Origin of the sequence: Methanimicrococcus hacksteinii (assembly GCF_032714515.1) — an archaeon.
In the GTDB taxonomy this organism is placed as follows: domain Archaea; phylum Halobacteriota; class Methanosarcinia; order Methanosarcinales; family Methanosarcinaceae; genus Methanimicrococcus; species Methanimicrococcus hacksteinii.
Genome location: NZ_JAWDKC010000022.1, coordinates 26103 through 37861 on the forward strand (window position 1 = coordinate 26103; position 11759 = coordinate 37861).

At 41.1% G+C, this 11759-nt stretch carries 12 protein-coding genes; 9 read left to right on the forward strand and 3 right to left on the reverse strand.

Annotated elements, in window-relative coordinates:
• Positions 1-264: 264 nt before the first annotated feature.
• Entirely contained in the window at positions 265-1902 is a 1638-nt protein-coding gene (gene thsA / locus MmiAt1_RS06960; protein WP_318786168.1) for a thermosome subunit alpha, read from the forward strand.
• Positions 1903-2334: 432 nt separating this feature from the next.
• Positions 2335-2838: an HPP family protein gene (locus MmiAt1_RS06965; RefSeq protein WP_318786169.1), complete on the forward strand. Its 504-nt coding sequence runs from the start codon at positions 2335-2337 to the stop codon at positions 2836-2838.
• Between the two features lie 240 nt (positions 2839-3078).
• Here the strand turns inward: MmiAt1_RS06965 and MmiAt1_RS06970 are convergent, their stop codons facing one another.
• A complete protein-coding gene (locus MmiAt1_RS06970) occupies positions 3079-4446 on the reverse strand; it encodes a signal recognition particle protein Srp54 (protein WP_318786170.1) in 1368 nt (455 codons plus the stop codon).
• 296 nt (positions 4447-4742) lie between these two features.
• Positions 4743-4994, reverse strand: a complete 252-nt coding sequence (locus tag MmiAt1_RS06975; RefSeq protein WP_318786171.1) for a hypothetical protein — start codon at positions 4992-4994, stop codon at positions 4743-4745.
• 694 nt (positions 4995-5688) lie between these two features.
• Between MmiAt1_RS06975 and MmiAt1_RS06980 the strand changes: the two genes are divergently transcribed.
• From MmiAt1_RS06980 to MmiAt1_RS07010, 7 genes are all read left to right on the forward strand, one after another.
• Positions 5689-6243, forward strand: a complete 555-nt coding sequence (locus tag MmiAt1_RS06980) for a pyruvate ferredoxin oxidoreductase subunit gamma (protein ID WP_318786172.1) — start codon at positions 5689-5691, stop codon at positions 6241-6243.
• The gene (locus MmiAt1_RS06985; RefSeq protein ID WP_316559286.1) at positions 6240-6521 is read left to right on the forward strand and encodes a 4Fe-4S binding protein; all 282 of its coding nucleotides are present in this window, start codon (positions 6240-6242) and stop codon (positions 6519-6521) included. Before MmiAt1_RS06980 ends, MmiAt1_RS06985 begins: the two co-directional genes overlap by 4 nt.
• Positions 6521-7735 (forward strand): pyruvate synthase subunit PorA, encoded by a 1215-nt coding sequence (porA, locus tag MmiAt1_RS06990; RefSeq protein ID WP_318786173.1) that lies wholly within the window; start codon positions 6521-6523, stop codon positions 7733-7735. The genes MmiAt1_RS06985 and porA overlap by 1 nt, the downstream gene beginning before the upstream one ends.
• Positions 7732-8625: a thiamine pyrophosphate-dependent enzyme gene (locus MmiAt1_RS06995; RefSeq protein ID WP_318786174.1), complete on the forward strand. Its 894-nt coding sequence runs from the start codon at positions 7732-7734 to the stop codon at positions 8623-8625. Before porA ends, MmiAt1_RS06995 begins: the two co-directional genes overlap by 4 nt.
• A gap of 233 nt (positions 8626-8858) precedes the next feature.
• On the forward strand, positions 8859-9701 hold the full coding sequence (locus MmiAt1_RS07000; RefSeq protein ID WP_318786175.1) for a Panacea domain-containing protein: 843 nt from the start codon (positions 8859-8861) through the stop codon (positions 9699-9701).
• Positions 9691-9999 carry a hypothetical protein gene (locus tag MmiAt1_RS07005; protein ID WP_318786176.1) on the forward strand — a complete coding sequence of 103 codons (309 nt, stop codon included), beginning with the start codon at positions 9691-9693 and terminating at the stop codon, positions 9997-9999. The genes MmiAt1_RS07000 and MmiAt1_RS07005 overlap by 11 nt, the downstream gene beginning before the upstream one ends.
• A 360-nt stretch (positions 10000-10359) precedes the next feature.
• On the forward strand, positions 10360-11064 hold the full coding sequence (locus MmiAt1_RS07010; RefSeq protein ID WP_318786177.1) for a hypothetical protein: 705 nt from the start codon (positions 10360-10362) through the stop codon (positions 11062-11064).
• Between the two features lie 8 nt (positions 11065-11072).
• On the opposite strand, the gene MmiAt1_RS07015 is transcribed toward MmiAt1_RS07010, so the two are convergent.
• Complete coding sequence (locus MmiAt1_RS07015; protein ID WP_318786178.1) at positions 11073-11630, reverse strand: hypothetical protein; 558 nt, start codon at positions 11628-11630, stop codon at positions 11073-11075.
• Between the last annotated feature and the right edge of the window lie 129 nt (positions 11631-11759).

Here is an 11759-nt window from a genome sequence, read left to right on the forward strand (position 1 = left end):
GGGAAAGTCCTTTCAGCTGTATTTTCAGTTCATTTGAATTTGGAATTTGAATAGTTCATTTGGATTTTGAATCTGAATATTGTATTAAATATTGTATTCCGGTTCATTCGGAGAATGACAGCTGCGAATCGTCATTTCATGTTATCTTTGGAAAAGCAGGATTGAAGCTTCCTTTCAAATGATTTTCATGCTTGAGGGTTCTATCGATGAAAAATCGATCATATTATAATCAAACATTATTATCAAAATTTAAGGAGACGTAATATGTCAGGACAACCCATTTTCATTTTAAAAGACGGCAGCAAGCGCACTCGCGGAAGAGACGCGCAGGGCAACAACATTATGGCTGCAAAAGCAGTCGCCGAAGCCGTCAGAACAACACTCGGCCCCAAAGGTATGGACAAAATGCTTGTCGATTCCATGGGCGATGTCACAATTACAAACGACGGTGCAACCATTTTGAAAGAAATGGACATTGAACACCCCGCCGCAAAAATGATCGTCGAAGTTTCCAAAACACAGGACGAAGAAGTCGGCGACGGTACAACCAGCGCGGCAGTCGTTGCAGGCGAACTTCTGAAGAAAGCAGAAGACCTCATTGACATGGACATTCACCCGACTGTCATCGCATCCGGCTACAGACTCGCAGCCTCAAAAGCTGTCGAGCTCGTTCAGGGACTTGCAAAAGACGTCGATGAAACCAATGTCGACCTTTTAACAAGCATCGCGTCCACCGCCATCACCGGCAAAGGCGCAGAATCCGCAAAGCCGCTTTTGGCCAAGATTTCCGTTGAAGCTGTCACCAGCGTTGTCGACGATGTCAACGGCAAGAAGCAGGTCGACAGAGAACAGATCAACGTGGTCAAAAAAGTCGGCGGCCGCATTGAAGATTCTGAATTGATTAAAGGCATGATTATTGACAAAGAGCGTGTTCACAGCAACATGCCTGAGTTAGTCGAAAACGCCAAGATTCTTTTGCTCAACGAAGCCATTGAACTCAAAGACACTGAAATCGACGCTGAAATCTCCATCACCTCACCGGACCAGCTCCAGCTTTTCCTCGACCAGGAAGAAGCCATGATTAAAGCAACCGTTGACAAAGTCATCAACAGCGGCGCAACAGTCGTTTTCGTTCAGAAAGGCGTTGACGACATGGCACAGCACTTCCTTGCAAAGGCAGGCATTTTCGTTGTCCGCCGTGTCAAGAAGAGCGACATGGAAAAACTCGCCCGCGCAACCGGCGCTGCTTTGATTTCCAACTTTGATGAAATCAGCGCAGACGACCTCGGCTACGCAGCACTCGTTGAAGAAAAGAAAGTTTCCGGCGATGCCATGATTTTCGTTACCGGCTGTGAGAACCCGAAATCCGTTTCCGTTCTTCTCCGCGGCGGTACCGACCATGTCATTGACAGTATCGAAACAGCACTCGAAGACTCTCTCCGCGTTGTCGGCGTCGTCATCGAAGACAAGAAACTTGTTGCAGGCGGCGGCTCACCTGAAGTCGAACTTTCACTCAGACTCAACGAATACGCGGCAACACTCGAAGGCAGAGAACAGCTCGCTGTCCGCGCCTACGCAGAAGCACTCGAAATCATCCCCAAGACATTGGCAGAAAACGCCGGTCTTGACCCGATTGACATGCTCATGGACCTTCGCTCCAGCCACGAGAAAGGCTTAAAAACCGCCGGTCTCGATGTTTTCAAAGGCGAAGTCGTTGACATGTGGAAAGAATTCGTTGTCGAACCCCTCCGCGTGAAGACTCAGGTCATCAACGCAGCCACCGAATCCGCCGTCATGATTCTCAGAATCGACGATGTGATCGCAACAACCAAATCCCAGGGCGGCGCTCCGGGAATGGACATGAGCGGCATGGATCCGGGTATGGGCATGGATATGCCTTAATTTGAAAATTAAAATATTAAAACAAATGAACAGAGATTTTTCTCTGTTTACCTTTTCTTTTTTTCGTTATTGTTTCATTCCCGTTGTTTTTATTCTTACGAGTTTCAATCATCTTGTTTTCATTCTTATAGCTGTTCTTCTTATTGTTTTATAATTGAATCATTTTTGAAGCTTCGCCCGCGTGCGAATCGCATGAATTTTTAAAATCATTCAAACCTGAATCCGTTTTTACAGATAATTTGCAAATAATTTACAGATAATTTACAGATAATTTACAGATAATTTACAGATAATTTACAGATAATTTACAGATAATTTGCAGAATATCTGATGTGATACCGACTATCCGATCGGAAACTTTTTTCTTTTATAGTATGAATCGCGTTTTATTAATGAGTATCAAAATGAAACTATACTGCAGATGTGATTTGTATGCAATTGTTGGAAAAATTCGGTGTTCAGGGGAATAAAAAAATTCGCCTTTGTTTAATTCAAAGCACACTTGCCGCCGGATTTGTTTCTGTTTTCTTTTTAATGATGGGACTTTTTGAATACGGGCTTGTCGTCACTTCTTTGATTGCCAGCATTTTCATTGTTTTTATTTTTCCCGAATCGCCGGCAGCGCAATCCCGAAATTTAATCGGCGGGCATTTAATTGCCGCAGCTGTCGGGTTTTTGTGTTTTTATGCCAATATTTTGTTCCAAGGAGCGGAACCGACATTCGCTTATACGGTTTTGTTCTGCGGTTTGGCGGTTTTTGCATCCACATTGCTGATGGCATTGTTCGGTTTTGAACACCCGCCGGCAGCAGCTTTTGCGGCAGGGCTTGTCCTTGCGCCTTCAGTTCCGATTTTAATGTGTGCTTTGGGATTGGTTTGCGTTTTTGTTTTGGCATTCTCTAAAAATGTGCTGTCTCCGCTGTATTGTTCGGGCTGAATCAAAATAAAACCATGAATCAAAAAACAGGAAATAAAGAACAAAACAAAAACAAATAAAAAATAAAAACTAAAACAAGTAAAAAGCAAAAACCAAAACGATTCAGAATCAAAAAACAACCAAAAAACCCAAAAAAACACCAAAAAAAACACCAAAAAACAACACAAAAAACAGCTAAAAACAACACAAAAAACAGCTAAAAATAAAATTAAAAAAGATATTGGGTGAAATAAGTGAAAATCAGAACGGGAAGTTCCCGCCCGGATTTCCGCCGCCCATGCCGCCTTTTTTCATCATTTTCTGCATGTTGCGTCCGCCGCCTTTGCCGGCGAAATTCTTAAAGGCGTTTTGCATGGTTTTGTGATATTTCAAAAGTTCGCGGATTTCTTCGGGGCTGCGTCCCGAGCCCATGGAAATTCTGGTAATTCTGCCGGCGCTGATCACTTTCGGATCGTCGCGTTCGGCAGCGGTCATGGAATCCATAATCACTTTGTAATACTTCATTTTCTCGCTTGTCGCATCCAAATCTTTGTCGGAAAGCTTGGCGCCGCCGAGGCCCATGGAACCGAGCGGAAGCATGCTCATCACCTGTTTGAGCGGTCCCATTTTGTTCATGGCTTCGAGCTGAGCGTACATGTCGTTGAGGGTAAATTTACCCTTCATAATATTGTCAACGTCGAGTTCGGTTTCTTTCATGGATTCCTGCACTTTCTCAAGCAAAGACTGCAAGTCGCCCATGCCGAGAAGGCGGGAAATGAAACGGTCGGTGTCGAATTTCTCAAACGCGTCGGGTGTTTCGCCCGTTCCGATGAAAGCAATCGGCGCTCCTGTTTCGGCAACGGCTGAAAGTGCACCGCCGCCTTTTGCGGTACCGTCGAGTTTTGTGATGATGATTCCGGTCACGCCGACGGCATCGTTGAATGCTTTGGCTTGCTGTCCGGCCAGCTGACCGATGGCCGCGTCAAGCACCAAAAATTTCTGATCGGGTTTGGCTGCCTCATTGATGGCTTCCATTTCAGCGATCAGATCGGCTTCCAAAGCGTGGCGGCCGGCCGTGTCAATAATTTTGACTTCGTACTTTTCAATTTCCTTCATGCCGCGGTTGACAATTCCGACAGCATCCTTTTCGTTTTCTTCGCCGTAGAAGTAAATGTTCAGCTTTTCAGAGAGTGTTTTTAATTGCTGATAAGCGCCCGGGCGGAAATTGTCGGCGCCGATGACGGCAACTCTTAAGCCTTTCTTTTGGAAAAAGCGCGCCAGTTTGGCGACAGATGTGGTTTTACCGCTGCCCTGAAGACCGACCATCATAATGGTCTGGGGCTTGAGTTCAATGTTTGCGCCCTGTCCCATGATGGCAACCATTTCTTCATACACGATTTTGACAACGTGTTCGCGCGGATCGGAGCCTTTGGCCGGCGCTTCTTTTAAGGATCTTTCCTTAATGCGCTTTGACATTTCCATGACCATTTTGACATTGACGTCGGATGTCAGAAGAGCGCGCTGAATGTCTTTCACAACCTCATTGACAATATTTTCGTCAATGCGGCCGGCACCGATCAATTTTTTGAGAGCGCCCTGAAGAGAATCGCCGAGTTTGTCCATAACCATAATAAGTAGTCCTTTGCTGTTTTTGAAAAATTTATAAAGTTTTGAATTTTGTTATTTTATTTTACGGGATATGGTTTGAAGATTATAAAGAGTTTTGGAATCGGGTTTTGATTTTTGAATCTGATTTCCCCGCGATTCGTTTCCCATTATTTTATAATCCGGATTTGATAAACGAATTTAATAAACGAATTTAATAAACAAATTTAAATTCTGAATTGTAAACGATTCAAAATTTAAAAAATGGAAAACCAATTCAAAAACCAATTCAAATATTTTGAAATATCAATTTTAAAATATCAATATTTCAAAAGCATGAAATAAGCAATAATTGCCACGGCCAATCCCGCAAGAACTAAGAACAAAACGGTCGGCGGCGATTTAATGATTTCAGCAGGATCAAAAATGCTGCCGTTTATCGGTCCTGAAACAGAAGTGCTGTCATCGGCTGACAGCCGGCCGAAATCGGCCGATAAAGCCGCCGCGCTGCCGGCAAATGAAAGAAAAATGAACAAGATTGCAAGAAATACCGTGATTTGTTTAAAAGACATAATATCAGTCCTCATTTTTATTTTGAAAGGCTTGTATTTTTAATTAATTTTACATTTTTAATTTTACATTTTTAATTTTACATTTTTAATTTTACATTTTTAGTTTTTGCATTTTTAATTTTTGCATAGACAAAAATTCGATATAAAATATGTCATTGAATATTCTGAAAATTTTTAATTTTGATGTTTGAAAATTAAAATGTTTGAAAATCAATTTAAAACAGATTCAAAATTTATCTGAAGCTTATTTGAAGTTTATCTGAAGCCTCTTTGAAGTTTATTTGAAGCTTATTTGAAATTTATAAAATTTAATGGAAATGATTGTAAACCTTCAATTTGTAATTGAAATGTTAACTTTACCAAAAGCTTAATAAGAAAAGCACAGAATTAGGGATTTGTCATTATTATTAGATACGATAAATCGATATGCGTATCTGAAAATAATTGCAGAATATGCGAAACAAGAGAGGGAAAAACGGAAAAGTTATGTTAAGGATTTCTAGTCAAGTTTGACCGAAAAATTTCTCGGCTGATTCTTGAATTTTTGTTTTCCTGCTTTGGGCGTTAACCAAACCCTGTCATTCACATTTTTTGCATCTCATATTATATCTGCGGGGGTTGCACAGGCCATAGGCCGTCGATTTTTCCGCATTAAACCAATCTGCCTGATTAATCACTTTAGAGGTTACTTATAATGAAAGAAATCAGAATTCACGGACGCGGCGGACAGGGTTCCGTCACAGCCGCAGAACTTCTTTCCATTGCCGCATTTGCCGACGGCAAATTCAGCCAGGCTTTCCCGGCTTTCGGTGTGGAAAGACGCGGCGCACCCGTTCAGGCTTTTATGCGCCTTGACGATGTGCCGATTCGTATCAGAAGTCAAATTTATGAACCGGACTACGTTATTGTTCAAGATCCGACACTCCTTGACGTCGTCAATGTGACGGGCGGTCTGAAAGAAACCGGCGCTTTAATCATCAACACGAAAGAATCCGCCGACGCTTTCAAAAATTTGAACACGAAAGCTAAAATCATGACCGTCGACGCGACCAAAATCGCAATGGATGTCATCGGCGTTCCGATCGTGAACACGATTCTGCTCGGCGCGTTCGCAGCCGCCACAGGTGAAGTGGCTGTCGAATCCATTCAGGAAGCCGTGAAAGAAAGATTTGCCGGAAAAGTCGGCGAAAAGAACGCGGAAGCCATCCGCATTGCATACGACTTTGTCAAAGGGGAGATGAACGCATGAAAATTACAATCGGCGCCGTCTGCGAACCCGGAACGGCAATGGAAAACAAAACCGGCGGCTGGCGAACATTCATGCCGGTCTTTGATTACGAAAAATGCATCCGCTGCGCCATCTGCGAAGTCGCATGTCCCGACATGTGCATTTACGCCGACCAAACGACAGCGAATGACAAAGGAAAATGCTTGTACAAAGCAGATTACGATTATTGCAAAGGATGCGGCATTTGCGCAAACGAATGCCCGAAAGATGTGATCACAATGACTTTGGAGGAAAAATAATGGCAGTCAATCCGAACGACAAATCCAAGATGACGGTCGTTGAAGGCTCATACGCCGTTGCCCACGCCGCAAAAGTTGCGCGCCCGCAAGTCATATCGGCATATCCGATCACACCGCAGACCCACATCGTGGAAGACTTATCCCAATTTATGGCAGACGGCGACATTCCCGGCTGCGAATACATTAACGTGGAATCCGAATTTTCGGCAATTTCCGCCTTAATCGGCGCATCCGCTGCCGGCGCCAGAACTTATTCCGCAACAACATCCCAAGGTCTCTTTTTGATGCACGAAGCGTTGTTCAACGCATCCGGCATGAGACTCCCGATCGTGATGACGGTTGTCAACCGTGCCGTCGGCGCTCCGATTAACATTTGGAACGACCAGCAGGACTCCATCGCGCAGAGAGATTCCGGCTGGATTCAGCTTTACGCCGAAGACACGCAGGAAGCGGCCGACATGGTGCTTCAGGCATTCAAGATTTGCGAAGACAAAAATGTCCTTTTGCCGATTATGGTTTGTATGGACGGGTTCGTTTTGTCTCACGTTTATGAACCGGTCGTTTTGATGGACCAGAAAGAAGCGGACGAATATTTGCCACCGTTTAAACCGGACCACTATTTGGACCCGAAGAATCCGATGTCTTTCGGAACGCTCGGCGACCCGTCCGTTTACACGGAATTCAGATACTTGCAGGAACAGGCAATGATGAACGCGCTTCCGATCATTGAAAAAGCGGCTGACGACTTCAAGAACGTGACCGGCAGATACTATGGCGGTTTGATTGAAGGCTACGAATTGGACGACGCGGAAGTTGTCATCGTTTCATTCGGCTCGCTCCTCGGAACGATTAAAGATGTCGTTGACGAATACCGCGCAAACGGCGAGAAGATCGGCGTTTTGAAAATCCGTTCATTCAGACCGTTCCCGACAGAAGCTGTCAACAATGCTTTAAAGAACGCCAAAGCGGTTGTCGTCGTTGAAAAAGACATTTCAATCGGCAGAAACGAAGGCGCTCTGTTTACGGAAATCAAAGCCGGCCTTTACAACACGCCGACAAGAATTCCGATGACCAGCTACATGGTCGGACACGGCGGCCGTGACATCCGTCCGATGCACATCAGAGAAATTATCGAAGCAACGAAGAAAGTTGCGGAAACAGGAAAGATTGACGTTGAATCTCAGTTCAACGAAGTGAAGGAGGAATTGCTGTGAGCGACAATCAGCCTTTCAATTTGTTAACCGCCGGCCACAACGGCTGTGCCGGTTGCTGTGACGCGTTGGCTGCCAAATATGTTTTGATGGCAGTCGGCTCCGACTGTATCGTTGTCAATCCGACCGGATGTTTGGAAGTTATGACAACCCCGTTCCCGAGATCCGCCTGGAATGTGTCGTGGATTCACTCTTTGTTTGAAAACGGCGGCGCTGTCGCGTCCGGCGTTGAAGCGGCGCTTATTGCACAGGGACGCAAAGGCAACACCAAGATCATCGGCATGGGCGGCGACGGTTCAACCATGGACATCGGCATCGGTGCCTTGTCCGGCGCGTTTGAACGCAATCATGACATCATGTACGTTTGTATCGACAACGAAGCTTACATGAACACGGGCGTTCAGCGCAGCAGCGGAACGCCGTTCGGTGCTTCAACCACCACCAGTCCTGCCGGCAGCAAATCTTACGGCAACAACACCAACAAGAAAGATATGCCGGCCATCATGGTCGCCCACGGCTCTCCGTATGTGGCAACCACGTCCATCGGTTATGCAAACGACATGATGAAGAAGGTCAAAAAAGCGGCTGACACTGTCGGCTCAACCTACATCCACGCGCATGCGCCCTGCCCGACCGGCTGGGGTTTCGATTCGTCCAAGACGATTGAAATGGCAAAGCTGGCTGTCGACTGCTGCCTCTGGCCGCTCTACGAAATTGAAAACGGAGAAATCACCGCCGTTAAGAAAGTCAAAGACCCGAAACCGGTCGAAGAATACTTAAAAGCACAATCCCGTTTCAAACACCTTTTCAAGATGGAAGGCGGCGACAAAGAAATCGAAAAGATTCAGCAGTTGGCCGATAAAAACATCGCGAAATACGGACTTGACAAGTAATTTTACTTGTCATTTTCTTTTCTTTTTTCATTTCTTTTTTGATATTTGTTGTTCGCGCGTGAGCGGATGCTTTTTTAAAAATTTGTTTTATTCAAACCGGATTTTAATTTTATTTTCGATTTATTTTTGTAATGATTTTAATAAAAACATAATCTATCGACTTTTTTTAATTTAATTAGATATAAATAGTCGTCAAGCTGTTAGAAAATTGGGCCAATTTAAAAGGAGAAAAAATGATGAAATCTGCATTAGAAATCGGACAATATTTCATAGAAAAATCAGATTTATCGAATTCATGGGAAGGGAATACAAAACTTCAAAAACTGTTGTTTTTTGCTTGGCTTATTCATTATTACAAATTCCAAAAATCATTATTTGATGATGATTTTTTTGCATTTGAAAACGGTCCGGTTGTTGAAAATGTCAGAAAAATGTATAAAATTAATTACTTTGATCTGAAAAACAAACCGCTTCCTGAATATTCGATAGAAGAAGAGGAGACATTAATCTTAGCAATTGAAATCTTCGGAGATTCTGATTGTGACGAACTGATTGAACTTAGTCACAAATCTCCGATCTGGGAAAAATATTTCAAAAATTCAATAAAGACGGATTCAACAGAAAATACGATATATTACTGTACAGGGATTTCAAAAATTCCGAGAGAAGAACTTCGGGAGGAGCTTCGAATGATTGAAAATATTCTTTATACATATGAATATCAAAAAACAGCGGAATTAAATATCAAAGAAGAGAAATTAAAAAATACGAGAATGGACAGCAATAATTTCCCTGATTTTTTAGATAAATTTACAATCGAAAACTGCAATTTAGAAATTGTAAAACCGATTCCGATTTCAGTTACAAACGAGGACGGAACATATGTTATAGATGTCGATGTTTTTGATTTATTTTCATATGATGAAGATTTTGCAAAAGCAAGACAAGACATGGAAGAAAAAATCTGTATATTGTGGAAAAACTTTGTCGAGTATGATGAAAAACAATTAGATGTCGGCGGTGTTTTCATGAAAAAACTTCTTTTGAATTATGTGGGGAAAAAGCATGGTTTATAAAAAAGAGGACGTTGAAAACTCTTTAAAAAAGAAAGGATTTATAGAAAATGCTGACGGCAAACATAAAACATTTTTTTACCATACAGCAGAAGGAAGATCACTTTTTATTACTCATACAAGCCACGGTTCAAAAAACATCGGAAATTTTTTGGTTTCAAAGATGAGCAAACAGCTTCATTTGGAAAAATCTCAATTTGAAAAACTTGTTGAATGCCCTTTGAAAAAAGAAGAACTGAGCGAGATATATAAACTAAAAACAGAAGAAATAATGAGAGAAAAGGAAGTCAAATATTTGTGATTTTTAATTTTTTGTTGTTGCTTTCAGTATTGTTATTCATATCGTTTTAAATATTAGGAATTCGAAAAGAAAGTTATTGATTTTTAAAAAAATGAGGAAAAAATGAAAATGGAAGATAAATCAATTGGAATTAACCATCTAATTTGTTATTTGGCTATTTTTTTGATTATCATTTTTATATTTTGTCAATTAGAAAAAACAATTCTACAATTAACTTTTGGATTTTAGATTGGGTTTACTCTCTTAATTATTGGAAGTATTTTGTTGTACTTCAATCCATTTAGTTTAAAAGACTTTTATAATAATGATTTGAAAATGTCCTCTTGGTTTGGGACCATCATTTATTTTATAGGATTGTGGATGTTAACAAGTGAAATTATTTTGTTATTTTCATCGCTTTATTATCCATTTGAATTAACCTTAAAAATTTACATCAAATCATTGAGTCTTTCAATCACAGGATTAACTGGCGGGGTAGCAATTTTATTGAATAAATCGGGAATACCAAATCCATTTAGTAAGGACAAAAATAACAAAATAAAACAACAAGAAATAATTAAACAATCAATTCCATTATTTGCAATGTGTACAATAGTGGCTTTTATAAATTATTACGTGTTTAACTGGGATTTTCTGAGAATAACCATTAGTATGCTTGTTCTGTTAATTGGATACCTATTAATTAATTTAAGCAACAAAAAAAGTAATTTGAAAAACATATTAGATCTTACAGGAAATATGTTTTTTGTTGTTGGCGGCATTTTACTTTTGAATGAGATTATTATAATCCTTGTGAGGTGTTCACTTGGAATGAATAATATGACATTTTTAGAAATGTTTTCTTGGACTAATATGTTTATCAATATAAATTCCGAAATTGATACATATTTAGATATTTTTTCGATATCTGTTATAATTGCCATCAGTATGGCCACTGTCATTATAGCTAAAAGGATGATAAAAAATAACAAAATTAATGATAGAAAGATGAAGAAAATTGAAAAAAAGCTTAAAAAAATGAAAAAGATTGAAAAGGAATTTAAAAAAATGGAAGGAAACAATTGAAAATCATTTCATTCTTTTTTCATAAACATCTCTTCATACAACTCAATCTTCCTTTTCAACCGCCCGGAAACATACTCAGACCTGCCCCCACAAATTTCCAAAATCTTCAAAGACTCTTCATAATACTCCGCAATCTTTTCAACACCCCAATGCGCCGGCGGCTTTTGTAAATTAATAATCCTGTCGCACATTTTGATCGTTGCAATATCGGAACCGCCGGCGTGAATTCCGTTCAAATATTCAAGAAGCGGTTGCCCGTCTTTTTTTGTAAGCAAATCAACGCCGGAAACAACACTTGAATCAAAATGTTCAAGCATTTCTTCTTTTGTCACCGGGGTATCTTCTAAAACATCGTGAAGAAGTGCGATTTGAACAGCATCTTTGATATTTTTCAGCGGTTCGATTCTGTCGGCGGCGAGCACTTCGGCGGCAACCATACAAACGTGTGTGATGTAGGGCAGATTGCCGGCGTAAAACTGGCCGTTATGAGCGGCAGCGGCATAAAAAAGCGCTTTGTTGTAAAAATCCTGCAATTCTTCCGGCGGCACAGTTTTGTGGTTTCCCATTTTATCAATCCTTTTCTTCTGTTTTGTTTCTGTTTTGTTTCTGTTCTGTTTTTGGTTTCTTGTTGTTTTTTGTTTCTTGTTGTTTTTTGTTTCTTGTTGTTTTTTGTTTCTTGTTGTTTTTTGTTTAAA

Bases quoted from the DNA above. Each gene is read 5' to 3' on its own strand.
- MmiAt1_RS06985 (WP_316559286.1), top strand. From the start codon at position 6,240: ATGAAAATTACAATCGGCGCCGTCTGCGAACCCGGAACGGCAATGGAA.
- thsA (WP_318786168.1), top strand. From the start codon at position 265: ATGTCAGGACAACCCATTTTCATTTTAAAAGACGGCAGCAAGCGCACT.
- MmiAt1_RS06965 (WP_318786169.1), top strand. From the start codon at position 2,335: ATGCAATTGTTGGAAAAATTCGGTGTTCAGGGGAATAAAAAAATTCGC.
- MmiAt1_RS07010 (WP_318786177.1), top strand. From the start codon at position 10,360: ATGTTAACAAGTGAAATTATTTTGTTATTTTCATCGCTTTATTATCCA.
- porA (WP_318786173.1), top strand. From the start codon at position 6,521: ATGGCAGTCAATCCGAACGACAAATCCAAGATGACGGTCGTTGAAGGC.
- MmiAt1_RS07000 (WP_318786175.1), top strand. From the start codon at position 8,859: ATGATGAAATCTGCATTAGAAATCGGACAATATTTCATAGAAAAATCA.
- MmiAt1_RS06980 (WP_318786172.1), top strand. From the start codon at position 5,689: ATGAAAGAAATCAGAATTCACGGACGCGGCGGACAGGGTTCCGTCACA.
- MmiAt1_RS06975 (WP_318786171.1), bottom strand. From the start codon at position 4,994: ATGTCTTTTAAACAAATCACGGTATTTCTTGCAATCTTGTTCATTTTT.
- MmiAt1_RS07005 (WP_318786176.1), top strand. From the start codon at position 9,691: ATGGTTTATAAAAAAGAGGACGTTGAAAACTCTTTAAAAAAGAAAGGA.
- MmiAt1_RS07015 (WP_318786178.1), bottom strand. From the start codon at position 11,630: ATGGGAAACCACAAAACTGTGCCGCCGGAAGAATTGCAGGATTTTTAC.
- MmiAt1_RS06970 (WP_318786170.1), bottom strand. From the start codon at position 4,446: ATGGTTATGGACAAACTCGGCGATTCTCTTCAGGGCGCTCTCAAAAAA.